The sequence below is a fragment of the Neisseria mucosa genome (assembly GCF_003044445.1).
Classification (GTDB): Bacteria; Pseudomonadota; Gammaproteobacteria; order Burkholderiales; family Neisseriaceae; genus Neisseria; species Neisseria mucosa_A.
Genome location: NZ_POWX01000010.1, coordinates 15896 through 41342 on the forward strand (window position 1 = coordinate 15896; position 25447 = coordinate 41342).

The 25447-nt window shown below is 52.9% G+C and carries 24 protein-coding genes and 1 pseudogene; 6 read left to right on the top strand and 19 right to left on the bottom strand.

Features of this window, described 5'->3' with window-relative positions:
- Nucleotides 1-23: 23 nt before the first annotated feature.
- A complete protein-coding gene (locus DBY90_RS12820; RefSeq protein ID WP_185952197.1) occupies nt 24-425 on the bottom strand; it encodes a hypothetical protein in 402 nt (133 codons plus the stop codon).
- A gap of 142 nt (nt 426-567) precedes the next feature.
- Between DBY90_RS12820 and DBY90_RS07040 the strand changes: the two genes are divergently transcribed.
- The 3 genes and pseudogenes from DBY90_RS07040 to DBY90_RS12825 form a co-directional block, all read left to right on the top strand.
- Nucleotides 568-3765 carry a calcium-binding protein gene (locus DBY90_RS07040; protein WP_185952198.1) on the top strand — a complete coding sequence of 1066 codons (3198 nt, stop codon included), beginning with the start codon at nt 568-570 and terminating at the stop codon, nt 3763-3765.
- Nucleotides 3766-4052: 287 nt separating this feature from the next.
- A complete protein-coding gene (locus DBY90_RS07045) occupies nt 4053-5396 on the top strand; it encodes an aldehyde dehydrogenase family protein (RefSeq protein ID WP_070492681.1) in 1344 nt (447 codons plus the stop codon).
- A 119-nt stretch (nt 5397-5515) separates the two neighbouring features.
- A pseudogene (locus DBY90_RS12825) lies at nt 5516-5626 on the top strand (IS5/IS1182 family transposase); the annotation flags it as partial.
- Between the two features lie 115 nt (nt 5627-5741).
- On the opposite strand, the gene DBY90_RS07050 reads toward DBY90_RS12825, so the two are convergent.
- The 4 genes from DBY90_RS07050 to DBY90_RS07070 form a co-directional block, all read right to left on the bottom strand.
- Nucleotides 5742-6590 carry an RnfABCDGE type electron transport complex subunit B gene (locus DBY90_RS07050; protein WP_070492682.1) on the bottom strand — a complete coding sequence of 283 codons (849 nt, stop codon included), beginning with the start codon at nt 6588-6590 and terminating at the stop codon, nt 5742-5744.
- A 251-nt stretch (nt 6591-6841) separates the two neighbouring features.
- A complete protein-coding gene (locus DBY90_RS07055) occupies nt 6842-7603 on the bottom strand; it encodes an endonuclease/exonuclease/phosphatase family protein (protein WP_070492683.1) in 762 nt (253 codons plus the stop codon).
- A gap of 319 nt (nt 7604-7922) precedes the next feature.
- Entirely contained in the window at nt 7923-9476 is a 1554-nt protein-coding gene (locus tag DBY90_RS07065) for a glycosyltransferase family 2 protein (protein ID WP_070492684.1), read from the bottom strand.
- Between the two features lie 48 nt (nt 9477-9524).
- Nucleotides 9525-10484, bottom strand: a complete 960-nt coding sequence (locus DBY90_RS07070) for a nucleoside hydrolase (protein WP_083286755.1) — start codon at nt 10482-10484, stop codon at nt 9525-9527.
- An 88-nt stretch (nt 10485-10572) separates the two neighbouring features.
- On the opposite strand from DBY90_RS07070, the gene DBY90_RS07075 reads away from it, so the two are divergent.
- The gene (locus DBY90_RS07075) at nt 10573-11538 is read left to right on the top strand and encodes a tRNA dihydrouridine synthase (protein WP_070492685.1); all 966 of its coding nucleotides are present in this window, start codon (nt 10573-10575) and stop codon (nt 11536-11538) included.
- A gap of 330 nt (nt 11539-11868) precedes the next feature.
- Entirely contained in the window at nt 11869-12087 is a 219-nt protein-coding gene (locus tag DBY90_RS07080) for a tautomerase family protein (protein ID WP_016688155.1), read from the top strand.
- 300 nt (nt 12088-12387) lie between these two features.
- Here DBY90_RS07080 and DBY90_RS07085 read toward each other — a convergent pair whose 3' ends face one another.
- Nucleotides 12388-12846 carry a c-type cytochrome gene (locus DBY90_RS07085; protein ID WP_070492223.1) on the bottom strand — a complete coding sequence of 153 codons (459 nt, stop codon included), beginning with the start codon at nt 12844-12846 and terminating at the stop codon, nt 12388-12390.
- Between the two features lie 126 nt (nt 12847-12972).
- Between DBY90_RS07085 and DBY90_RS07090 the strand changes: the two genes are divergently transcribed.
- On the top strand, nt 12973-13800 hold the full coding sequence (locus DBY90_RS07090; protein ID WP_070492220.1) for an SDR family oxidoreductase: 828 nt from the start codon (nt 12973-12975) through the stop codon (nt 13798-13800).
- Nucleotides 13801-13862: 62 nt separating this feature from the next.
- Here the strand turns inward: DBY90_RS07090 and DBY90_RS07095 are convergent, their stop codons facing one another.
- The 13 genes from DBY90_RS07095 to leuD form a co-directional block, all read right to left on the bottom strand.
- Nucleotides 13863-14561, bottom strand: a complete 699-nt coding sequence (locus DBY90_RS07095; protein WP_070492217.1) for a DUF3108 domain-containing protein — start codon at nt 14559-14561, stop codon at nt 13863-13865.
- A gap of 144 nt (nt 14562-14705) precedes the next feature.
- A complete protein-coding gene (gene purN, locus DBY90_RS07100; RefSeq protein ID WP_070492214.1) occupies nt 14706-15332 on the bottom strand; it encodes a phosphoribosylglycinamide formyltransferase in 627 nt (208 codons plus the stop codon).
- Between the two features lie 217 nt (nt 15333-15549).
- Nucleotides 15550-16386 carry an FKBP-type peptidyl-prolyl cis-trans isomerase gene (locus tag DBY90_RS07105; protein WP_070492211.1) on the bottom strand — a complete coding sequence of 279 codons (837 nt, stop codon included), beginning with the start codon at nt 16384-16386 and terminating at the stop codon, nt 15550-15552.
- Between the two features lie 129 nt (nt 16387-16515).
- A complete protein-coding gene (locus DBY90_RS07110; protein WP_070492208.1) occupies nt 16516-16956 on the bottom strand; it encodes a DNA polymerase III subunit chi in 441 nt (146 codons plus the stop codon).
- 124 nt (nt 16957-17080) lie between these two features.
- A complete protein-coding gene (locus DBY90_RS07115; RefSeq protein WP_070492205.1) occupies nt 17081-18691 on the bottom strand; it encodes an NAD(P)-binding protein in 1611 nt (536 codons plus the stop codon).
- Nucleotides 18692-18767: 76 nt separating this feature from the next.
- Nucleotides 18768-19151, bottom strand: coding sequence for an adenosylmethionine decarboxylase (gene speD, locus DBY90_RS07120; protein WP_070492202.1), 384 nt, complete (start codon nt 19149-19151; stop codon nt 18768-18770).
- Entirely contained in the window at nt 19148-19294 is a 147-nt protein-coding gene (locus DBY90_RS13165) for a hypothetical protein (protein WP_003742187.1), read from the bottom strand. The genes speD and DBY90_RS13165 overlap by 4 nt, the downstream gene beginning before the upstream one ends.
- Before the next feature lie 2 nt (nt 19295-19296).
- On the bottom strand, nt 19297-20817 hold the full coding sequence (locus DBY90_RS07125) for a DUF4178 domain-containing protein (RefSeq protein WP_199904703.1): 1521 nt from the start codon (nt 20815-20817) through the stop codon (nt 19297-19299).
- A gap of 159 nt (nt 20818-20976) precedes the next feature.
- Nucleotides 20977-21999: an SPFH domain-containing protein gene (locus tag DBY90_RS07130; RefSeq protein WP_070492199.1), complete on the bottom strand. Its 1023-nt coding sequence runs from the start codon at nt 21997-21999 to the stop codon at nt 20977-20979.
- A gap of 86 nt (nt 22000-22085) precedes the next feature.
- Nucleotides 22086-22484 carry a DUF350 domain-containing protein gene (locus tag DBY90_RS07135; RefSeq protein ID WP_039855702.1) on the bottom strand — a complete coding sequence of 133 codons (399 nt, stop codon included), beginning with the start codon at nt 22482-22484 and terminating at the stop codon, nt 22086-22088.
- A gap of 427 nt (nt 22485-22911) precedes the next feature.
- Nucleotides 22912-23982, bottom strand: a complete 1071-nt coding sequence (gene leuB / locus DBY90_RS07145) for a 3-isopropylmalate dehydrogenase (protein ID WP_039855700.1) — start codon at nt 23980-23982, stop codon at nt 22912-22914.
- Nucleotides 23983-24228: 246 nt separating this feature from the next.
- Complete coding sequence (locus DBY90_RS07155; RefSeq protein ID WP_070492196.1) at nt 24229-24690, bottom strand: YhcH/YjgK/YiaL family protein; 462 nt, start codon at nt 24688-24690, stop codon at nt 24229-24231.
- Between the two features lie 74 nt (nt 24691-24764).
- On the bottom strand, nt 24765-25406 hold the full coding sequence (gene leuD, locus DBY90_RS07160; protein WP_049228521.1) for a 3-isopropylmalate dehydratase small subunit: 642 nt from the start codon (nt 25404-25406) through the stop codon (nt 24765-24767).
- Nucleotides 25407-25447: the final 41 nt, after the last annotated feature.

A 25447-nucleotide genomic window follows, 5' to 3' on the forward strand; every position in this document is an offset into this window, starting at 1 on the left:
GGATGGGCAAATTCAATTTCAACTTATATAAAAGATGGTGGAGATGTAAATGCAGTGGCTGCATTGGTTTCTACTTCAGCTTTTTTACCTGGTGTTTCAGGTTTAACGAGCTCATTGGGAGCGGTTACAACATCAGTAACGCAAATTGCACACAAAGCTAATACTAATAAGGCAATTACCTTATCTGATGGCTTGGGGTTGGTTGGTGCGGGTTTATCAGTGGTTGCTGATGGTATTGAAGCAGTATCTGAAATGGCTATGGTTTCAGTAGTAGGAGCTCCTGAAGGATTAGCTGCACATGCGGTTGGTAGCAAGCTAGGCACTATTGCTGCAGGTATTTCGGGTTTGGCAGCAACGATGTCTAATACCGGATTGGATGTAAGTTTATATAACCCATCTGCTGATAAAAATGCACCTCCAAGCATTCCCGAGGTTATTGAAAATGTACAGAAATACCTTGAAAAAAATCACAAAGATTTGAATGAAACTTTTGAAAAGGCTTTAAAAGAATTAAATACAACAAAAGAGGAAGTTTATAAACTTATCGAAAAAAATTTAGAAAAAGCAATGCAAAAAGAGGAAGATTTTGAAGAATGGCTAAAAGAACAATGGGATGATTCAGTTCAAACACTTAAAGAATGGGTTTGGAAATATCCTGACAATTTCCGCCAAGACGACTGGGGATCGCCCGAAAACAGAAACTGGTGTATCCCTGAAGACTGGGAACGCTGGCAAAAAGCCAACCGCGATGGCAAATACCACATCTACGACCCGCTTACCCTAGACCTAGACGGCGACGGTATCGAAACCGTTTCCCACAACGGCTACAAAGGCGCATTGTTCGATCATGACGGCGACGGTATCCGCACGGCTTCAGGCTGGGTTGCTTCAGACGACGGTTTGCTGGTTGTTGACCGCAACGGCGACGGCATCATCAATGACGGCAAGGAGCTTTTCGGCGACAGTTCCGTTTTGAAAGACGGCACGAAGGCGGCGCACGGCTATGCGGCTTTGGCGGAATATGATTCTAATGGCGACGGCGTGGTCGATGCCAAAGATGCTGACTTTGACAAATTGCGCGTATGGCGCGATTTGAATCAAGATGGTGTCAGCCAAAAAGAGGAGTTGTTTACGCTGGAAGAAGTCGGCGTACAGTCTCTGAATGTTGCATATCAAGATACCAATCAAAATCTTGGCAATGGTAACCGTCTGGCGCAGGAAGGCAGCTATACCGGCAAAGACGGCAATGTGCGCAAAATGGGCGATTTGTTGTTTGGCAACAATACGCTTTACAGCCGTTATAGCCAATCCGTCAATCTGACCGACGAACAGCGTGCGGCGGCAAACCTGCAAGGCATCGGCCGTTTGCGCGATCTGCGCGAAGCGGCAGCCCTTTCGCCCGCACTTGCCGCAGCATTGCAGGCATATACCAAAGCGGAAACCAAGGCGCAGCAAAAAGCTCTCTTGGACGATCTGGTTGACAAATGGGCGCAAACCGATCCGAATTACAGCGTCGGCACACGTTTCTCCGCCCCCATGCTGCGTACTGCGAACGAAGGTGTCGCATTGACTCCGGGACAGGAAAAGGCAATGCTGATGGTAGGCAGCGTTTCAGACGAGTACAAAGAAAAGCTGCACGAATTGGGCACGAAAATCGCGGCATTGGACGCATTCTCGGGTGAAAAGTCCGGTGTTATCTATGTGCAAAGCAAAGAGCAGATGGAAAGCTTCCTCAAAACCGTACGCGAAACTTACAGCAAGCTGACAGACAACGTTTATGAAAACCTGCTCTTCCAAACCCGTTTGCAACCGTATTTGAACAAAATCGGACTGAAGCTGGAAAACGGCGAATTCAAACTCGATTTCACTGATGTCGCCGCTCTCTTTGGTGAAGTGTACGCCCGCAGCCCTGAAAAAGCCTTTGTGGATTTGGGCGAATTTTTAGCGTACAGCAAAATCAGTTCGGGTGATAACGCATTTACCGAACTCTCATCGCTGATGGCGCAATATTCGCTGGATGCTGTAAACAGTGGTACATTCGAACAATATGCCGAAGCCTTGGGCAAAGAAGCGATGGAAAAACTCGGCCATAAAACCGGTACGGAAAAAGACGATACGCTTTATGGCAACGAACTTGCCAACTTTATTACAGGCGGCGCGGGGGATGATGCAATCAGTGGCTATGGTGGTAATGACATACTGCATGGCGGAGCAGGTAATGACACATTACAAGGTGGTGCAGGTAAAGATACCTTGGCAGGCGGAGCCGGAGACGACAGACTGAACGGCGGCAGCAGCGAAGCCGACACCTATGTCTTCGAAAAAGGCCACGGCAAGGATGTGGTTTCCGACAGCGCTTACCAGGCAGCTCATACCGATACGCTGCGCTTCAACGGCGCCAAGTTTGCCGAAGCCGTATTTACCCGTTCGGGCAACAACCTGGTCATCAAAGCCTACGGTGGTGAAGATGCCGTAACCGTACAAGGTTATTTCGATAGCAGTTCCTACCGCTACTACGACTTTGCCTTTGACGATAAAACCGTTACCGCCAAAGACATGGCGGGTATGAAGGTGGAAGGCGTCGGTACCGACGGCAACGAAAGCCTCTACGGCTGGGATACCGCCGACGTATTGGACGGCGGCAAAGGCAACGACTACCTGTACGGCTATAACGGCGACGACCTGCTCAAAGGCGGGGAAGGCAATGACAGCCTTTACGGCGGCGAAGGCGTTGACACGCTGGAAGGTAATGCGGGCAATGATTACCTGAGTGGTGAGAAAGGTGCCGATATTCTCAAAGGCGGCGAAGGCAACGATGAATTGCATGGTGGCGAAGGCAGCGACATTCTGAACGGCGGAGCCGGAGACGACAGACTGTACGGCGGCAGCAGCGAAGCCGACACCTATGTCTTCGAAAAAGGCCACGGCAAGGATGTGGTTTCCGACAGCGCTTACCAGGCAGCTCATACCGATACGCTGCGCTTCAACGGCGCCAAGTTTGCCGAAGCCGTATTTACCCGTTCGGGCAACAACCTGGTCATCAAAGCCTACGGTGGTGAAGATGCCGTAACCGTACAAGGTTATTTCGATAGCAGTTCCTACCGCTACTACGACTTTGCCTTTGACGATAAAACCGTTACCGCCAAAGACATGGCGGGTATGAAGGTGGAAGGCGTCGGTACCGACGGCAACGAAAGCCTCTACGGCTGGGATACCGCCGACGTATTGGACGGCGGCAAAGGCAACGACTACCTGTACGGCTATAACGGCGACGACCTGCTCAAAGGCGGGGAAGGCAATGACAGCCTTTACGGCGGCGAAGGCGTTGACACGCTGGAAGGTAATGCGGGCAATGATTACCTGAGTGGTGAGAAAGGTGCCGATATTCTCAAAGGCGGCGAAGGCAACGATGAATTGCATGGTGGCGAAGGCAGCGACATTCTGAACGGCGGAGCCGGAGACGACAGACTGAACGGCGGCAGCAGCGAAGCCGACACCTATGTCTTCGAGAAAGGCCACGGCAAGGATGTGGTTTCCGATTACGGCAGCCTGTTGGAACATACTGATACGTTGTTATTTGAGAATGCAGTATTCTCGGATGCGGTATTCAGCCGTTTGGGTAATGATTTGGTCGTCAAAGCTTATGGCGGAGATGATCAGGTCAGTCTCCAGAACTATTTCAGCAGTAAGAATTATCAGTATGCTCAGTTTACATTTGCTGATAAGACGGTTTCTGCGGAAGAAGCTGTTAATGGCATCCTGTAATCTGTGTTGATGATGAAAGGTCGTCTGAAAACCTTGGAAACAGGGCTTCAGACGACCTTTATTATTTTTTTAGGTTTATCTTAGATATTCGATTACTTTTTAATGAGTGATTATCGAGTTACATAAATTCTTTTTCGTTCAGGCTGTCTATTTAGAATAGGACTGCATGGAGTTATCTAAGTTTGCTATATAATCGCGTTTCTTTGATGATGAACAAACGTCGTCTGAAAACATCCCTTGTTTTTCAGACGACCTAAAATAAAACCGACATACAAAGGAGCCGAACCATGTTTCACAGCATCAATGCCTATACCGGCGAAACCCTTTTCTGCCGTCCTGCGCAGAGTTATGCCGAGTTTGCACAAGAATTGACAGCGTTGAAAGTACGCCAGCAGGCGTTTGCGCGATTGGGTGTGACCGGACGGACTGCTTTGTTGCAGGCCTTTGCCGAGCGTTTGGCGCAAAACAAGGAGCGGCTTGCGGAAATGGTTTGTGAAGAAGTCGGACGCTGCCTGCATGAATGCCGTGCCGAATTGGATAAATCGGTCGAACTCATCCGATATTATGTCCGCCTTGCCCCCGAGTTGCTGGCGCATAAGACCATTGCCACGCAGGCAAGCCTCAGTCAGGTGCGTTTTGAGCCATTGGGCGTTGTGCTTGCCGTCATGCCGTGGAACTATCCTGTCTGGCAGGTTTTGCGTTTTGCTATTCCCGCGCTTTGTGCGGGCAATGCTTGTGCCGTCAAACCTGCGCCCAGCGTTGCACGGGTCAGCGCGGCGTTGCTGGAACTGGTTTCAGACGACCTTCCGCTGATTGGTGCGTGGTTGGACAACAACGATACGTTGAAAGCCATCGAAGACACCGATGCGATGGCGTTTACCGGCTCGACGCAAACCGGCCGCCTGCTCGCCGCCCATGCGGGAATGCAACTCAAAAAAACCGTCCTCGAACTCGGCGGCAGCAACCCTTTCATTGTCATGCCCGATGCGGATCTCGAACGCGCCGCTGCGGAAGCTTGTTATTCGCGTTTCCGCGACGCCGGTCAGTCTTGCAATGCCGCCAAACGCATTGTCGTTACCGAAGCCGTCGCCGACCGCTTCATCCCCCTGTTTCTTGCCGAATGTGCCAAATTGCAAACAGGCGATCCTAAAGACCCCGCAACCACACTCGCACCGCTACATCGCGAAGACTTGCGCGCAAATGTACACGCTCAAGTACAGGACGCAGTCGCACACGGCGCAGAAGTTTTGGCAGGCGGTTTCATTCCCGAAGGAAAGGGCTGGTTTTACCCTGCCACCGTGTTGGACAAAGTGAATCCCAACTGCCGCGTTTGGAATGAAGAGGTTTTCGGGCCAGTTGCCATGATTTTGCGGGCGAAGGACGAGGAACATGCCGTCGCCCTTGCCAACGATACGCCCTACGGATTGGGCGCCAGTATCTATACCGCCAATACCCGCCGCGCTTGGGATTTTGCCGAAAAAATCCAAGCAGGCTCGGTCTTTATCAACCGCCACACCAGCAGCGACTTGCGCCTACCCTTTGGCGGCGTCAAAGCCTCAGGTTACGGACGGGAATTGTCTGAATTCGGCTTGTATGAATTTGTGAACGTGAAAACGTATTGGCAGAAATAAGGAAGGATTGAAAAAGGTCGTCTGAAAACGCTGGGATTGCCCCATGTTGCGTTTTCAGACGACCTTCTTTTTGTTGAAGCGGTGATTCGTTTTTCTCAATATTCTCCGTAGGAGTGATATATAGTGGATTAAATTTAAATCAGGACAAGGCGACGAAGCCGCAGACAGTACAAATAGTACGGCAAGGCGAGGCAACGCCGTACTGGTTTAAATTTAATCCACTATATTTGGAAATTTCCGATTATTGAATAAGAATTTTCATCTGCACCGGAATGACGGAATCTTTTTTTCATAAGGTCGTCTGAAAACCTATTTCAGACGACCTTTACAGTCTCTCTACCAAAATCACCGTATTTCTTTGGCTGCTTCCTGCTCCGCTTTGTAACGGTGCAGATAGGCAAGCGCGGCGGCTTTTTCTTCTTCGTTGCCATATTTGACATCTCGTTGGGCGCGGCGCAATTCGGCGCGCTCTTTGGCTTCTTCGATTTGTCGGTTTTTGAATGCTTCGCGGTTGTCGGAGGCAACCAGTTTGTCTTGTTGGGATTGGGCTTTTGCCATGGCTTTGGCAATCAAATCCATGGGATTGAAGGCAGGTTTGGCGGCAGCTTGGGGTTCGGCTTGAATTTGCTCTTGTTTGGCTTTAACGGCAGCTTCGCGCTGGGCAAGCATGGCTTTGCGTTCCGCCTCGTCGCGCGCTTTGCGCTCGGTGTGCCAATCAAAACGGTTTTGCGCGTGTTCGGCGGCAGCGAAACGCGCTTCTGAAGAGAGGCTCAGGCTGCGCGCGGCGGGGAGGTATTCCTGTTCGGAGGGTATCATGTCGATACAATCCACCGGACAAGGCGGGAGGCAGAGTCCGCAGCCTGTGCATTCGTCGCTGATGACGGTGTGCATGAATTTGCTTGCGCCCATAATCGCATCGACAGGGCAAGCGCGGATGCAGGCGGTACAGCCGATGCAGGCAGCCTCATCTATCAAGGCAACGGCTTTGGGCTGGATTTTGACGGGCGCGACGCGCGGCTTGCCCAATAAGGTGGCAATGTCAACCATCACCGCTTCTCCTCCGGGCGCGCACAAATTAACAGGCGCATCCTCGTGCAGCAAAGCTTGTGCGTAAGGCAGGCAGCCTTGATAGCCGCATTCTTGGCACTGGGTTTGCGGCAGTAGGCGGTTGATGGTTTGAAGGTCGGTCGGCATGGCAGATAGAGTCAAAATCGAAAAGGCGTATTTTATCGGGAAACGGAATGTAGGGGAATAAAGGGTTTGAAAATAAAAGAGATTCTTCTATCGTTTTACAGCAAATTCAAGTAAGAATGATGGAATTTGAATGATGGTATAAATATCCTGTATTTGAACCTCATACGGTGTGGCGGGTAGGAGCGTGGATATGGAAGGTCGTCTGAAAATCCTGATTTCAGGTTTTCAGACGACCTTTGTCGTTGGAACGGTCAAGGCAGTTTGGGTCGGACTTTGACGCTTAAGGGCAAGTGGTCGGATAGGCGTTGCCAGTTTTTGCCGTTGTGGATTTGGGAGTCTAGGACTTCCAGGTTGCGGGTATAGACGCGGTCGAGGCTGAGGACGGGCAGGCGGGCGGGGAAGGTTTTGGGGCGTTTGCCGTTGCTGTCCACGAATACTTCGTTCAGGTTCAGGGCGTTGCCTAAGGACAGGGCGGATTTTTGCCGCCAGTCGTTGAAGTCACCGGCGAGAATCAGCGGGCTTTGCGGATCGATGTGATGCACGACGTATTCGAAGATGGCGCGGTATTGTTTGGCGCGGTCGGGTTCGCGCAGGTTGAGGTGGGCGCACAGGCAGACGAGCGGGGTGTCCCAACCTTCGGGCAGGACTTCGCAATGGAGGACGCCGCGCTGTTCGAGTTTGTTGACGCTGATGTTGAGATTGTGGCGGGTTTCCAGCGGCAGGCGGCTGAGGATAGCGTTGCCGTGGTGGCGCTGCGGGTAAACGGCGTTTTTGCCGTAGCTGCGGTTGTAGGAAAGGCGGTCGCCGAGGATGTCGTAATGCGGTTGTTCGGGAAAGTCGGGCAGCCTGTTGCTGCGCATCAGGTGTTGACCTTGCACTTCTTGCAAAAACAGGACATCCGAGCCTATGCCGCGCAGCTCTTCCGCCATACTGTCCACTTGGACTTTGCGGTTGAGCGCGGACATGCCTTTGTGCATGTTGTATGAGGTGATGGTAATCGGGCGGGGGGACATGATGTGTAACCGTAGTGTGTGAATCGTTTGTCGTTGTATTAATAGTATAGCACTGCAAGTGTTTGGTTTCAGTAAAGATTTGATGGGCTGGCGGCTGCTTGAAGGTATAGTCGATTAACTTTAAACCAGTACGGCGTTGCCTCGCCTTAGCTCAAAGAGAACGATTCTCTAAGGTGCTGAAGCACCAAGTGAATCGGTTCCGTACTATTTGTACTGTCTGCGGCTTCGTCGCCTTGTCCTGATTTAAATTTAATCCACTATAAAACGTCGTCTGAAAGGTTTCAGACGACGTTTGAGGGGGAAGTACGCATAAAACGGTTTATTTTATGAACTCGTCCATGCCATGTTCGCAGCGAATTTTTTGTTCGGACAGCGTGGCTTTGAGCAGGGCGTCGTTTTGCGGCAGGGCGTCGCGTTCGGCTTCGTGGTGCCAGAGGTGGTAGGCGATGCCGGCGAATTTGAGATTGTGGCGTTTCATGCCGTTATGGAAGAGGCGGGCGACGAACTCGCTGTCTTCGCGCCCCCAGCCGACAAAGCGGTTGTCGAAGCCGTTGACGGCAAGCGCATCGCTGCGGAAAAAGCCCATATTGCAGGTTTTGATGCCTTTGTGTTTGCGGCTGCTTTGTCTGCCGATCAGGGCGGACAGGCTACGGCAGCGTAGGGCGGACAGGCGTTTTTCTATGCCTTGGCTGAACGCGGACAAATCGGGCAATTCGCCGGAATCTAAAATTTCTTCGGTGCGCGCTTGGGTCAGGATGACGCGCGAACCTTGTATCAGCCTGCCTTTGCGCGCGAGTTTGAGGTGGTCGGCGATGAAGGACGGGTCGAGTATCATGTCGCCGTCGATAAGGATGATGTAGTCGCTTTTTGCCTGCGCCAGCGCGCGGTTGCGTGATTCGGCGGCGCGGAAGCCGTCGTCCGGCCGCCAAGAATGTTTGACGGGGATGTCGGTGTGGCTGCGGATGAACTCGACAACCTCGGCAGTGTCTTGGCGTGAACCGTCGTCGGCGACGATGATTTCGTCGGGCAGGCGGGTTTGCGCGAGCGCGGATTTTAAAACCAGCTCCAGCGCATCGGGGCGGTTGTAGGTGGTCACAATCAGGGCGACGCTGATGTTGCGGTTGCGCTCGTAAAGTTTGACGTATTTGTAGTACGAACCTTGCGCATTGGCGATGGAAATGGTCAGACCGTCCGCACCGTAGGCAAAGCCGCGTTTGAGCAGGTAGTTTTTGACAAACGATACGCTGCCGTGCAACAGGGCTTTGAAGGGTGAGCTGTCTTTTTTGTAGCGGTTTTCTTCGGCGTAGAGCGAGCTGTATTGCTGCATTTTTTGAATCAGCCCTTCGGCGTTTTCGAAGGAATAGTGTTTCAGACGACCTTCGAGCGGACGGACGTTTGCATCGGGCGGCAAAATCAGCGATTCATGCACCTGACGGTCGGAAAAACGGGTAAAGCGTCGGTGGTAAAGGCGCGGGATCATGTCGGGATACCAGCCGCAGGCTTTGATCAGGCGGCCGTTGTAGTGGTTCAGGCGCGAGAGCGAGAAGATGTTTTGTTCTTTGTTTTCCGCCACGGCTTTGCGGATGGCGGCAATCAGTTCGCCGTCTGCCACTTCGTCGCTGTCTATGCTGAATATCCAATTGTTTTGCGCGAGGCGGGCGGCGAGGTTTTTCATCGGGCCGAAGCCGATGAAGTCGTATTTGTAATAACTGACGTTGGTGAAGCGTTCGGCAATTTCAAAGGTGCGGTCGGTCGAGCCGTTGTCGAGCAGCAAAACTTCGTCGAAGTCTTGAAGCGCGGTCAATACTTCGGTCAGATAGCGTTCCGAGTTTTTGACCAACATGGCTGCTGTGGCGGGAATTTTCGGGTTCATGATGAGGTCGTCTGAAAAGGGGTCGTCTGAAAAATCAAAATCGGGAAATCAAGGCAGTTCGGCAATGGCGGCGGTCAGTTCTTCAAACATACGGTCGGCATCGACTTCGGTGATCCAAAGCGCGTTGGGCGTTTTGCCGGTCGTGCCGTGCCAATCGACGGCGCACGCGCCGCTGGACAGTCCGCTTTGCGTCTCCACATCCACGCGGCACATCCTGCCTGAAAACAATTCGGGGAACACGGCGCAGATGACAGCGCAAGGGTCGTGCAGCGGACCGCCTTCCAAGCCGAACTGCTGAATGTCGAAACGTTCGTAACTTTGCAGAATATCCGCCAAACGGCTGCCGTTGGCGTTTTTCAGACGACGTAAGCGGTTCATGCGTTCGGAAGTGATTTGCGCCTTGTGGGTAACGTCCAGCGGCAATATCGTAATCGGCGCGCCGCTTTGCAACATGATTTGCGCCGCGTGCGGGTCGGTGAAGAAATTGAACTCGGCGGCAGGCGTCATGTTGCCCGCTTCAAAATAATTGCCGCCCATCAGGACAATGCGTTTGATGGCGCGGACGGCTTCCGGCGCGATGCTCAACGCCAGCGCGATATTGGTCAGCGGGCCTATCGGACACAAAGTAATCGAAGCGTCTTCGGCGCGGCTCAAAGTTTCCACCAAATACGCAACCGCGTGCTGCTTTTGCAAAGGACAGCGCGGTTCGTGCAACGCCGTACCGTCCAAACCTGTTTTGCCGTGTACCGCTTCCGCGGTTTCCAGTTCGCGCAATAAAGGCTTGACTGCGCCGGCGTAAACAGGGAAATCTTCCTCGCCCGCCCAGTCGCAGATGATGCACGCGTTTTTAGCCGTCAAATCCATACCGACATTGCCGGCGACGACGGTCATGCCCAAAAAATCGACCAAGCCGCGCCGTGCCAGACCGTGTGCCGCCAAAATGGCTGCGGCATCGTCCTGCCCGGGGTCGGTATCGATAATCAAACGGATTTTTTCGTTCATCGCCATCGCTTGCGCCGTCCATGTGGAAAGCGTGTATTTTAACCGATATACCGCTACAATACGCATTTCCTTTTTTCAGACGACCTCCTCCGATATGCAGCTTATCCTTGCGCCCATGCAGGGGCTGGTGGACGATGTGATGCGCGATTTGCTGACCCGTATCGGCGGCTACGACGAATGCGTCAGCGAGTTCGTCCGCATTACCCACACCGTCCATTCCCGTTCCACCTGGCTCAAATACGCCCCCGAAATCGCCAACGGCAACAAGACCCCCGCCGGCACGCCCTGTACCGTTCAGCTTTTGGGCAGCGACGCCGACAATATGGCGGTCAACGCTTTGGAAGCCGTCCGCTTCGGTGCGGACAAAATCGACCTCAACTTCGGTTGTCCCGCGCCGACGGTCAACAAACACAAAGGCGGCGCCGTCCTGCTCAAAGAACCCGACCTCATCCACCATATCGTCAAAACCCTGCGCCAACGCCTGCCCGAACACATCCCGCTCACCGGCAAAATGCGGCTCGGCTACGAAGACAAAAGCCTCGCGCTCGAATGCGCCGCCGCCATTGCCGAAGGCGGAGCCTGCGCCCTGACCGTACACGCCCGCACCAAAGTCGAAGGCTACGAACCGCCCGCGCATTGGGAATGGATACGCAAAATCCGCGAACACGTCGCCATCCCCGTAACCGCCAACGGCGACGTGTTCAGCCTCAAAGACTATATCGGCATTAAAGAGATGACGGGCTGCAACAGCGTCATGCTCGGACGCGGCGCCGTCATCCGCCCTGATTTGGCACGCCAAATCAAACAATACGAAAACGGCGAAACCGTCCGTGATACCGATTTCGCCGAAGTGTCGAAGTGGATAAATCAATTTTTCCATTTGTGTCTCGCCAAAGAAGCAAACAACAAATACCCCGTCGCCCGTCTGAAACAATGGCTGGGCATGATGAAGAAAGAGTTTGGAGAAGCGCAGGAATTGTTTGACGAGGTAAGGGCGGTCAAAGACGCAGAAGAAGTCGCGCGGATTTTGGCGGCGTTTGAAGACAAGATGAATGCCTGATAATGATGAGGTCGTCTAAAACCGGATTTCAGACGACTTTTAAACTCATCGCCTAAGGCGGAATAAAATAAAAACAGGACGTTTCTAAGCAGTTATAGTGGATTAACAAAAATCAGGACAAGGCGACGAAGCCGCAGACAGTACAGGTAGTACGGAACCGATTCACTTGGTGCTTCAGCACCTTAGAGAATCGTTCTCTTTGAGCTAAGGCGAGGTAACGCTGTACTGGTTTAAAGTTAATCCACTATATTTCTCTTCCTGCGCAGGCGGGAGCAAGAAGGACGGTATGAATCGGGTTATTTGAATTACTACATCTTAGAAAGGACAATGATGCCTTACGTCAATATCAAGGTAACGGGCGGTAGCGAGGCTCCGAGTGCCGAACAGAAAGCCGAGCTTATCCATGGCGTTACCGAGTTGCTTGCCCGTGTATTGAATAAAAATCCGCAGACCACGGTCGTCGTCATTGACGAAGTGGATATGGATAACTGGGGTATCGGGGGCGAGAGCATTACCGTGCGCCGCGCCAAATCGCAAAAATCAGGGTAAGCGCGCCTTGTCGGGAATGGGTAGCGTCATATCGGCTTGCGTCTGCGCGAAAAAGGGAAATGACAGCGATACAAAAAGCGGGTTTGGGATACTTGTCTGCAATGTTATAGTGGATTAACTTTAAACCATTACGGCGTTGTCTCGCCTTGCCGTACTATCTGTACTGTCTGCGGCTTCGTCGCCTTGTCCTGATTTAAATTTAATCCACTATAGGATATGACTTTTTTCCTGTTCATCGAAACTCAAAAGGTCGTCTGAAACCGGATTTCAGACGACCTTTTTGCGTTTCTGCGCAGCAGCTTATTCTTCCGGAGCGCGGAAGGTGTCGTGGCAGGATTTGCAGCTTGCGCCGGTTTCGCCGTAAGCGGTTTTGATTTCTTCCAGCTTGCCGGTTTGTGCGGCGGCGTTCAGTTTTTCAACGGCTGCGGCGAATTTGTCCTCTTCGGCTTTGAATTTGGCCGCATCAGACCAAACCGCAGGCAGGGCGCGGCCGTTGCCTTTGTCGTCAGATTGGAAGAAGGTGAAAGGTTTTTTGCTGGTTTCGGCAAAAGTTGCCGCAGCCTGCTTGAATTTTTCCACGTCGTAAGGCTCTTCGCCTTTTACCATTTTGCCCATGCTGGAGAACTCGGGCATCATGGATTTGAACGCGGTGGTACGGTCTTCGGAGATCGGACCTTTGGGTTGCGCGGGTGCGCCGCCGCCGCAGGCAGCAAGGGTCAGGGCAGCGAGCAGCGCCGCTGAGAAGAGTTTGGTATTCATGGCTTTGGTGTCCTGTGATAGTATTTTGTTATTCATATTTTTCAGACGACATCCGAAGAGGTCGTCTGAAAAGTCGTAATCATACCTGAAATGGGTTTACAAAACGAGAAAAGAAAGGAAATAGTTATGGCGATTTTGGTTACCGGCGCGTCAGCCGGTTTCGGCGAGGCGATGTGCCGCACGTTTGTACAGGCCGGTTATTCCGTTATCGGTGCGGCACGGCGCGGCGAGAAACTGCAGGCATTGGCAGCCGAATTGGGCGAGCGGTTTTATCCTTTGGAAATGGACGTTTCGCGTACCGAGTCGATACGCAACGCGCTCGACAGCCTGCCTGAAAATTTTGCCGAAATCGATTGCCTGATCAACAACGCCGGATTGGCTTTGGGTTTGGAAACGGCGGACAAGGCAGATTTCAGCGATTGGGAAACCATGATTCAAACGAATATCGTTGGTCTGACTTTCCTGACGCGCCAAATCTTGCCGCAAATGGCGGAACGCAAACAAGGCTATATTATGAATCTGGGTTCGATTGCCGGCAGCTATGCCTATGAAGGCAGCAATGTGTACGGCGCGACCAAGGCGTTTGTGCGCCAGTTCAGCATGAACCTGCGTGCGGAATTGGCGGATAAAAACATCCGCGTCACCAATATCGAGCCGGGTTTGTGCGGCGGTACCGAGTTTTCCAACGTCCGCTTTAAGGGCGATGACGAGCGGGCGAAAAAGGTTTATGAAAATGTTGAATCCATTCAGCCGCAAGACATTGCGGATACGGCTCTATGGCTTTATCAGCGTCCGGCACACATGAACGTCAACTCCATCGAAATCATGCCCGTCGCCCAAACCTTTGCCGGTATGAAAGTGATCCGCAATGCGCTGCCAGTGCCTGCACAGGCGGAGAATTTCGAAAAACAAAGTATGTCTTTGTTTGCACGGATTAAGTCGTGGTTTAAGTAGGGTTTTGAAAGAAGAAAGGTCGTCTGAAAATGGTTTTCAGACGACCTTTTTAGTTAGGGATTTTAGGGTTTGACAGGTTTGCCGTTGATGCTGACGGAAGTCAGTTTCAAATCGTAGGTTTTGCCGTCGTCGGTATAGCTGATTTGGGCGGGGATGTTGCCCAAGGCAGTGGCGAAAGAATAGGTTACAGTGTCATCGCCGCGTTGTACGCGGTATTTTTCGACGGGTGTGGCTTTGCCGTTCAGGGTATAGCTGCCGCTGCCGATTTTGCTCATACCGCTGACGGGATAGATTTTTTTGCCGTTGGTGATGCTCAGACGGGCAGGCAGTTTTGCATCGTTGGCGGCAAGCTGCCATGCCAGTGTGAATAAATCGCTGATGTTGCCACCGACCGTTTCGGTTTGCAGCTCGCCTGTTTTACCGTAGGTAACCTGATTGCCTCTAAATTTGGCTTCGGCATAGGTTTTGCCGCCGCGGACGTCTTTGTAGTAACTCGGGCGGATGGTGTTGCCGTTGATGCTGCCGCCGGATTCGAAACGGATATGGTAGAGCGGGACTTTGATGGTCGATACGACTTTGTAGCCTTTACCGTTGCGGGTAAAGGTCATGGTCGCGGGCAGGGTGAGTCCGTTGTAGTGTCCGGCATATTGCAGGGAGACGGATTGCGGTAAGTTGGCGGCATAGGCGCTAGAGATAAATACGGGTGATGCAAATGCAGCTATCGTTAGGTTTAGGGATAAAGTGCGAAGATAGGGTTTCATGGCATTCCTCTATATATTTGATGTCGTGAAAAACGTTGTTTTGCAATCGGTTAAATCGATTATTATAAAGCTTAGTTCGTTAGGATATGAATAATTAATTATAGAAATGCAAAAGGCCGGAGTTTATCCGGCCTTTTAAGGGTTTTAAGCCAAGAGGGTTTGTCCTTCGGCGTTGCGCTCTGAATTGAATACGCGGTTGCCTTCGATTTTCAGACGACCTGCAACGAAATCGGCAACGGCTTGCGGGAAAAGGCGGTGTTCGACGGTCAGGACGCGTGCGGCAACGTCGTCGGGCGTGTCGCCGTCGAGGATCGGGACGATGCCTTGCGAGATAATCGGACCGCAGTCCAGCTCGGGGGTTACAAAATGGATGGTGCAGCCTGCGACGCGGCAGCCGGCTTCAAGGGCGCGTTCGTGGGTGTGCAGGCCGGTGAAGGCGGGGAGGATGGACGGGTGGATGTTGATCAGGCGGTTTGAGTAATGGGCGCAGAATTCGGGCGTGAGGATGCGCATAAAGCCTGCGAGGACGACCAAATCAGGTTGATAGGCATCGATTTTCTCCATCATGGCTTGGTCGAAATCGAGGCGGCTGGGGAAGTCTTTGTGGTTGAGGCTGTCGGTGGCGATGCCGCGCTCGGCTGCCCAAGCCAGTCCGGCGGCAGTTGCGCTGTTACTGAGGACGGCGGCGATGCGGGCGTCGGGAATGGCGGCATTGACGATGGCCTGCATATTGCTGCCGCGGCCGGAGATGAGGATAACGATGTTTTTCATGGTGTTGGGCTTTCGGGTTTTTTCAGGCAGTCATTGTATAGCAAAATAAAATCGGAATGCTATGCGTGATATTGATGGGAATCGGATTTGCAAAGGTCGTCTGAAACGGATAAACCGTACCGTTGCTGCCTGAAAACAGATGACGGCAGTTGGGGTGGATTTGTAATGAAAAATGCCCGAAACGGATTGGGTTCGGGCATTGGGTTAAAGCGCGGGCTTATTGGACTTTTTTGATGTCAACTTGACCTGGGGCAGGCTGGAAGTCTTCGGGTTTGCCGATTTTAACCAGCTTCACGTCGAATACCAAAGTGGAATTCGGACCGATTTTACCACCGGGAACTGCCTGATCGCGGTAGGCAAGTTTGGACGGGATATAGAATGTGGCTTCGCCGCCTTCTTTCAGGAGCTGGATGCCTTCGGTCCAGCCAGGGATGACTTGGCTGACGGGGAAGGTGGCAGGGCTGCCGTTGGCTTTGCTGCTGTCGAAGACGGTACCGTCAATCAGGCGGCCTTCGTATTCGACAACGACGATGTCGTCTTTGGTAGGCTGTTTGCCTTCACCTTCTTTGGTGATTTTGTATTGCAGGCCGGAAGCGGTGGTTTTCACGCCTTCTTTAGTCGCATTTTCTTTGAGGAACGCTTCGCCTTTCTCCAAGTTGGCTTTGGCATCGGCTTGAAGTTTTTCTGCGGCTTTGGTTTGTTGTTCGGTCAGGAATTTCATCATGACTTCTTGCGCTTGGGCTTCGGTCATTTTGTTTTCTTTGCCTTCATAAGAAGCCTGCATGGCTTCGATGAAGACTTTCATATCGATTTCCGCACCTTGATCTTTCATTTGTTTCAAAGATCTGCCGATGTCCATACCCATTGCGTAGCTGGCTTGTTGGGTCGGTGTGCCGATGGAAGACGTATCGGTTGCGGCAGATGCGCCGGAAGCTGCGGATGCAGATGCGGGAGCAGAGGCTGCGGCAGGTTTATTGGCGTCTTTTTTATCGCAGGCGGTCAGTGCCAATGCGGCGGCGATTGCCAATGCGCTGAATTTAAAAGTTTTGTTCATAGTGTTTTCGTCTTTTGAAAGGGTCAGTAAAAGAAAGTCGGGATTATAGCCCAGTTTGAATCAAAAGGAATCAAGGCTGTTTAAATTTTCGGCTTATCGTGTAAAGCCGTTTTCAGACGACCTTAGATTTTAGGCTTTGTCTGTCATATTGTGGTGTTCGATGGTAAAGCCGATTTGTCTGTATGCGCTGAAGCGTTCGCGGGCGTCTGCAAGTTCTTCCAAACTGCTGCCTACGATTTCGAGTACGCGGGCGGGGATGACAGGGGCTTCGTTCCAAAAGTCGGGCGAGAGATTAAGGACGGTGGCGTTTTCAGGTACGACGGGCAAAGTATCGCCGAACGCGAGCCATACGGGTGTTTCAGACGACATGGGTTGGTCGGGTTGCCAAATTTCGTGCGGAATGAAACTTTCGGGGAGTTGCTGCCAAAGGTCGCGGTCGAGGCGGCGGATGGTCTCGGCAGAATCCGACCACACCAATATCTGTCCGCCGTCGCGTATGGCGCGCGCAATCAGGCGGCAGGCGAAGGCGGCGGGGTCGGCGGCGTGGGTGTAGAAAGTGGCTTTAGGCATGGCGCGGGAGTGGGGTGGGGAAATGGGGATTATAGTGAAAACGGGTTGAAAGGGCTATCGGGCTTCCTGCATTGGATTTCAAACCTTTTATCTTTGTTTTTTCAGACGACCTTTTTTGCAGTAGTCAGCCCAGTTCCAACACCTTCCGTGCCGCTTCCACGCCCCAATACAAGGCTTCTTCAAATACCGAATAGCCGCTCAAATCGCTGTGGGCAAACAGCAATCCTGACGCTCGGTTTCTGATTTTTAACAAAGATTCGTCGTTCAGATAACCGACTTTCGGTACGCTCATGCCGTGTCCGCGCACCGTAACATCAACGTGGGAAACGTGTTGCCAGAAGCCTTCTCCGTAGGCGGCGATCAAGTCTTTGGCGGAGAAGTCGCGCAGTGCTTCGTCGGTGGCGTCGAGCAGTTGGCGGCGGACGGCTTGCGGGGTGTCGTGGTTGAGTGCGGCATAGGCGGTGAAGATGGTACGTTCGGGGCGGGCGACACGGATGAGCTGGTTGGTGGCAACAACGTAGCCGAGTCCTTGGCTGCCGTAGATGACGTTGTCCCACGCGGTTTCGCTGTTATTTTTTTCTTTCGGGAAGCTGTGCAGCTCGAAATTGGCGACCAACCACGGGGCGTATTCGGGAATGTTCAAACCGTATTGCGCGGGATTTTCGACGATGCGGGCGACGACCATCAACGGCATGGCGGAAATAACGTGTCTTGCAGTCAGGGCGACGGTTTCGCCGCTTGAATTGTCGCGCAGCCAAACTTCGATACGGTCGTCTGAAAGAGGCTTGATTTTGACGGCGGAAGCGTTAACGGAAGCGGGTTTGTCTAGGCGGATTCGGTTTTCAGACGACCATTGCCAACCTTCCTGCAAACCGGCATGGCGGCGCAGGCTTTCGGAAAGGTGCGCCAAACCTTCGGGCCAAGTGAGGACGGTTTCCGCGCTGTTGCGGGCGGCGAAGTAATGCAGTCCGGCAAAGGCAGATACTTGCGCTATGCCCTGCCCGTAATCGTCGCGGCAGCAGTAATCGAGATACCACAAGAGTTCGGGCGAAGTGTAGCCTTCTTGCGTAAGCCATTTTTTGAACGTCAGGCTATCGAGTTTGCGCCACGTTTCGTCTGCCGATGACAGGGCTATCGGAATGGCGAAAATCTTTTTGCCGTCGCTGCCGTAAGCCTGTTTCAGACGACCGATTAAATCAAAAAAGCGTTTGGAATCCGCATCTTCTTTCGGCAACAGGTGTTCCTGCCATTTATCCTGATACAAAAGGCGCGACTCGGGCGCGTAAACCAAATCGGTTTCCCTGAAACTGCTGTCCGATTGCAAGATACCAAAATCCGCCAGCATCTCGCGCACATACGCGCTCTCTTTCGACGGCAACGCAAGATAATGCGCGCCACTCGGCGCTTTCAGGCCGTCTGAAGCGGCGTAGGCGGCATTGTTGCCGTTGCGCTCGAACCCTTCCGCCAGCAATACATCACGATGACCGTATTTCGCCAAATACCACAACGCCCCCAAACCCGCCGCGCCGCTGCCGAGTATCAGCGTATTGCATTCGTAACGGCGGCTTGGTGGGCTGAGCAATTTCCCGTCGCGCAACAAATGCCCCAACGGCAGCCCGACGCGGTTGACGGAAACCGGCGGTTTGCGGTTGAGGCGGTTATAAGTCAGCCAAGAGAAAGAGGAAGCGGCGGCAAGCGCGGCGGTATAACTGAGGAATTGACGGCGTGTCGGCATGGGGTTGGATGTTGGTTTAGGGTTCTGAGAGGTCGTCTGAAAACATCAAGACGGTTTCAGACGACTTTTATAGGTTTTATTGTTCTATTGGCAGCTCTATATCGTCCAATATTCCTTCGCCACGTTGTTCAACCGTCCAAACTGCCCGCTCTGCTGCCAATTCCCTGCACAATACTTCCTTCACTTTTTCCAACTTCATGCCGCCGCAGATAAATGCGTCTATGGCGGCGAAGCGGTGTTCCGGCCAAGTGTGGATGCTGATGTGGGATTCGGCAAGCAATAATATGCCGGTAATGCCGCCTGCCCCGCCGAAGGTGTGGAAACGCTCGGCAAGGATGGTGGCTTCTGCGGCTTGGGCTGCGGCTTTGAGGACGGTTTTCAGACGACCTTCATCTTTCAAGACAGCTTGATCACAGCCATATAAATCTAAAAGACCGTGGTTGCCGGGGATATGGGTCATTTATGACCTCCAGAGAAACCTCCGCCGCCGTAATAGCCGCCGGAGTGCATACGCGAGCCGTCGGAATCGGAAGAACCGTAGCTGATGATCATGGAGATAATGATGATAATGGTGCTGAAAATGATGTAAGTGGCTCTCGACATGATTAATCCTCGTCCCCGTCTTCTTTGCCCATAGTCCACAGCAACCAGGCTCCTATAATGATCACGAAGGAGCCGGCAGAGTTGCCGTCGGTCAGCAGCGCGGGAAGGTTGACGACGACCAAGATGGCGGTCATCACGATTCTCAGTGATTTATCAATACCGTCTGCCGCCATTTTTGCGGTGTAATGCGGTGCGCGGCTGCTCAGACTAAATGCCTCGGCAATTTCGCTGTAATCAACCGGCACGCTTTTGCTCCATGCCATTTCGTGCGTGTTCAATTCGGCAGAAAGTTTGCGGTTTTGTCCGTCGCGGTAGTCGCTGTAATAGTTCAAATCGCCGCTGCGGATGCGCCAGTAGAACGCACCGGCCGCGACTTCGACCCTGCCGCCGTAGTCGTAAAGTTTGCCGCAGCCTTGCGGTTGGCGGTTTCGGTCGAGGCGCGGCCATGTGTTTTGGGTTTGGGAAAGGCTCCAGCCGTCATCTGATTCGACCAGCCACAGGAAACCTTGCGTCGGGTTGTAAAGCAGATATTCCGACCATTGGCCTTCGGGCGTGAGCACGCGGTTGGCGCCGTTGAACAGGTTGTCGAATGTTTCCTGTGCGTCGGTTTCGGCGTATCTGACCGCTCCCATAACGTAAAATTCGCGGTTTTTCAGACGGCCTTGTCTGCCGACGGGCAAGGTAAACAGGCTTTGCTGCGCCGTGCGCATGGCGTTGGCAGTAATGAGTTCGGCTTTGTCTTTGCCGATTGCCAATTCGCTGCCGCAGCTTGGGCAGTTGAGATGGGAGGTGAGGCCGTTGACCCAGTGGACGGACGAGCCGCAGTTGGGGCAGTTCTCAGAGGCGATGCTGCCTTTCAGACGGCCTGCGCTTTCTTTGATTTCGTCTTCGCTGCGGGTGTTTTCCAGCTTCAAATCATCCAAGTTCACCATGCGGCCGAAGAAGGTTTCGGGGGTGTCGCCGCTGTAGTCGAGCGTGATGAAAAGGTCTTCGCAACGCCAGTCTGAGACTTTGTTCTGACGGTCTTCGTCCAAAACAAACGGCAGCTCACCCTGCGCGGCAGCGCGTTTCAGGCTGATGCGGCGCACGTCTGAGGCGACATAGCGTTTGTTTTGGAAAGTCAGTTCGCTAAATCCCGCCCGAATGTCCTCAAAGCTCGGCGGGTTGTCGGTTTCGACGGGCATGGTCATCACATACAAATCGCCTGCTTCCGAAAGCCAGCCCGTCCTGCCGTCGTCAAACAGCGCGTACCATTCGTTCCATGCACCGTCGTCGTATTGCACCTGAAGCCGTCCGACCAGGGTGAAGCGTTGCGTAACGAATGTGCCGGTCGTACCGATTTGCAGCGGGCTGAAATCTTCCAGCAATGCGGAATCGCGGCCGGAATCGACGATACCGTCATCCTGCCGCACCAGCATGCTGTTGCAGTAGCCGCACACCAGCGTAACGGCTGAGGCGGAATGCGCTTCGACAGGCGCGCCGCAGCTCGGGCAATCGGTTTTAAAGAAGGGGGTGTTTGACATGTTTGCTTTTCGGAAGTGGGTTGGAAGTTTCAGACGACCTTGCAATAGTGTGGAACGGATTGGGTTTTAAAAGTCGAAATATCGACGGCTGGATTTCACCGTATAGACCGATTAAACCGCCAAAGGTCGTCTGAAACCGTTTTCAGACGACCTCTTTCATCAGCCGATCAACTGCTTCAACACTTCCGCTTTGGCTTTATCGTAATCCTCTTGAGCAATCAAGCCGCCGTCCAGCAAAGATTTGAGTTTCGCCAATTTTGCCTGCGGTTCTTCGGAAGCCGTTTGAACGTTTTGCGCAGGTTGGGCTGCCGATTGCGCCGCGGGTTGCATCATGCCCGCCATCGCACCTGCCATTGCCTGACCGACTCCTGCGCCCACACCCAAGCCTGCGCCGATTCCGGCAAGTCCGCCTTCGTTTTGCGCGGCGAGCGGGATGGATTCGGCGGTTTGGTATTGGGTGTAGCGTCCCAAGTCGCCGATGACGCCCATGGAAATTTTCTTATCCAAGGCTTCTTGGATGACGGCAGGCAGAGTGATGCTTTCGACGGTGAAGTTTTCCAGCGTCAAGCCGAGTTTGGCAAATTCTGCGCCGAGCAGTTCGCCGATTTTCTGCGACAGCAAAACTTGGTTTGCCGCCATATCCAGAAACGGAATGCCTGAGCTGCCGAACGCCGCCGCGAGTTGGGTGACGGCGATATTGCGCAACTGGGTTTCCAACTCGACGCCGCTGTATTCCGCTGCTACACCGCTGACTTCTTTGAAGAATTTTGCCGGATCGCTGATGCGGTAGGCGTACATACCGAACGAGCGCAACTGCACCGCACCGAACTCGGCATCGCGTACGGTAACGGGTTGCGACGTCCCCCATTTCCGAGCAAGCTGTTGTTTGGTATTGAAAAAGTAAACGTCGGATTTAAACGGGGATTCAAAGAGTTTGTCCCAGTTTTTCAGGTTGGTCAGCAACGGCAGCGTTTGCGTGTTGAGCGTATAACGCCCCGGTCCGAACACATCGGCGGTTACACCCTCATCGACAAACATCGCCATCTGCGCCTCGCGCACAGTCAGGCTCGCGCCGTTTTGAATTTCCTCATCGGCAATCGGGAAACGCCACATCAGCAGGCTGTCGTCGGGATTCGGCCATTGGATGACGTCGATAAACTGTTTCTTGATAAAGTTGAACATTGCGGTTCCTTATTTTGAAGAATGGGATAACACGGAGCGGAGCGGAAATGCGGTCAGCCGTATATTTTGTAAACCGGTTATATAAATCAGGTCAAACAGGCGGCATTCAAGATGCCGATGGACACGGACACTGCTCCAAACAGCGCGCCGACGGCGACGTTGTTGCCGATAAGTTCTTCCGTTGCGCCTTTAATCATCATCGTGGCGGCAAAATACACCAAAATTTGAATCACTGCCGCGGCAAGGCCCCACAGGATAAAATCGACGAAACTGACGCTGTGGGCAATGCTGGATGCGAGCGTCAGACAAAATCCGACCAGCGCGCCGCCAAACGATAAGGCGCAGGCAAGGTTGCCGTTTTTAATCAGCCGCAACTCTTCCGCAGGCGTAATCCGCAGATACACCGCGCCGAAAACGACAGTCATCACTACACCCGCAAGCATATATTGCAGGTAAAGCAGGTATTGGGGCAGGGAAATACTCACGATAGGGATTCCTTGTCAGATATTTTTGATGCTTTTGATTATGCCATATTTCAATAGTAAAGGTCGTCTGAAAAGGGTTTCAGACGACCTTTTACTGTTTTTTGCTTTGTTTTGGGTTATCAGGCAGGCGGAGGCAGAAGAGGGAATGAGACTATAGTGGATTAACTTTAAACCAGTACCGCGTTGCCTCACCTTAGCTCAAAGAGAACGATTCTCTAAGGTGCTGAAGCACCAAGTGAATCGGTTCCGTACTATCTGTACTGTCTGCGGCTTCGTCGCCTTGTCCTGATTTAAAGTTAATCCACTATATAACCTGTCCCGTATCATTCTCGATAAGGTCTCAAAAAGCTATAAAAATCGTCTGAAAAAATGCGCGGAGTTTTCCGCGCATTTTGCTTAAAACGTACTCTTGTTTTCAGACGACCTTTTACAAGGCGGCGAGTACTGCGTCGCCCATTTCGGAGCAGGAAACGAGTTTCGTGCCTTCTTCGTAAATATCGCCGGTGCGCAAGCCTTGTTGCAGCACTTTTTGGACGGCGCTTTCGACTTGTTGCGCGCGGGCTTCGTCGTTCAGGCTGTAACGCAGCAGCATGGCAAGCGACAGGATAGTGGCAAGCGGGTTGGCTTTGTTTTGTCCGGCGATGTCCGGGGCGGAGCCGTGTGACGGTTCGTACAGACCTTTGCCGTTTTCGTCCAGCGAGGCGGAGGGCAGCATGCCGATGGAGCCGGTCAGCATGGAGGCTTCGTCGGAGAGGATGTCGCCGAAGATGTTGCCGGTGGCGATGACGTCGAATTGTTTGGGCGCGCGCACGAGCTGCATGGCGGCGTTGTCCACATACATGTGGGAGAGTTCGACGTCGGGGTATTCTTTGCCGATTTCTTCAAAGATTTCACGCCACAGTTCGGTGGTTTCCAAGACGTTGGCTTTGCCGACGGAGCAGACTTTTTTGCTGCGTTTTTGGGCGGATTGGAAGGCGACGTGGGCGATGCGGCGGATTTCGCTTTCGCTGTATTTCATGGTGTTGTAGCCTTCGCGTTCGCCGTTTTCCAGAACACGGATGCCGCGCGGTTCGCCGAAGTAGATGTCGCCGGTGAGTTCGCGCACGATGAGGATGTCGAGACCTGCGACGATTTCGGGTTTGAGCGTGGAGGCGTTGGCAAGCTCGGGGTAGAGAATGGCGGGACGCAGGTTGGCAAACAGGTTCAGGTCTTTGCGGATGGCAAGCAAGCCGCGTTCGGGGCGCAGCGGGCGGTCGAGATTGTCGTATTGCGGGCTGCCGACCGCGCCGAGCAGGACGGCATCGGCTTTGCGGCAGAGGTTTTGCGTAAATTCGGGATAGGGATGGCCGTATTCGTCGTAGGCTTCGCCGCCTAATGGGGCGTATTCGTAGCTGGCATCCAAGCCTTGGGCGATGAGTTTGTCGAGTACGCGGACAGTTTCGGCGACGATTTCGGGACCGATGCCGTCGCCTCGGAGGATGGCGATATGTTTGGTCATGGCAAAATCCTTATGAGGGTTTGGAAAAGGGAAGGTCGTCTGAAAACGGCGATGCGTTTTCCATTTTTTAGGATGGTGTTTTCAGACGACCTTTTGTGTCTGTTTGCAGGTCGGTTTGCTTGAACGAGGCTGATTGTACCATTGTGGCATCGATAAAGCTGCGTGGAAATCATGCAGGCGGATTCGTCGGGAACGCGATGGGCGATGTAGCCAAGTTTTACAGTATTTGTGAAGAATTGAAGGAAATCAGTAACGTTCTGCTTCGATACGGATTTTAAAGACAGCTTTGCGTATGAACTTTTCTTCACCCACCAGCGGAGCATGCGCGTCGTTGTGAAAGAAGAGGGCAAACTCACCCGGTTGGAGTGTGAGCCAGGTTTCCGGTTCGCAGTCGAAAAATTCGATGTCGCGCTTTTCGTCGTAGCCCAAACCGTTTTTCAGACGACCTCTGTCTATCCAGCCGTAGGTTTCCTCTCCGCTGATAGGGACTTGGATGTCGATGTGTTTCAAATGCGCTTCGGGCTTGGCATCGGCTTTGCTCCTCATTGGTTCGCTACCGATAAAGAGGCGGATGTTTGGGTTTGCACACGGCACTTGTCCGTCGGGCAGGGCGGCGAAATCCAGCGTTTGCAACAGGCGGACGGCATCGGCGAAGTCGGGGTGCAGCGCGGTGTAGCGTGCGGCGTTGGTGATGGTGTCGGTAATCATGTGTTTTGAAGGAGAGATGAAAAAAGGTCGTCTGAAAACTAGCTACGCTCGTTTTCAGACGACCTCATCGTTTATTAACCGTTAAACAGCCAAGGCTGGCTTTGGCGGCGTTTTTCTTCGAAATCGCGGATTTCGTCGGCGTGTTGCAGGGTCAGACCGATTTCGTCCAAACCGTTTAAGAGGCAGTGTTTGCGGTGTTCGGTAATGTCGAATTTGAACGTTTCGCCGCTAGGCGTGGTCAGGGTTTGCTCGGCAAGGTCGATGGAGAGCTGATAGCCTTCGGTTGCTTCGACTTCTTTGAAGAGCTGATCAACTTGTTCTTCGGTCAGCACGATCGGCAGGAGGCCGTTTTTGTAGCAGTTGTTGAAGAAGATGTCGGCGAAGCTGGGGGCGATGACGGCGCGGAAACCGTAGTCGTCCAATGCCCAAGGGGCGTGTTCGCGCGAGGAGCCGCAGCCGAAGTTTTTGCGCGTCAACAGGATTTGCGCGCCTTGGTAACGCGGCTGGTTCAGTGAAAAATCGGGGTTCAACGGGCGTTTGCTGTTGTCCATGCCCGGTTCGCCGTGGTCGAGGTAACGCCATTCGTCAAAGGCATTGGGACCGAAGCCGCTTCGTTTGATGGATTTTAAAAATTGTTTGGGGATGATGGCGTCGGTATCGACGTTGCTGCGGTCGAGGGGGGCGACTATAGCGGTGATTTTGGTAAAGGCTTTCATGTTCTGTACTTTTTCGTTTGTCGAGGATTATAAAATGCCCC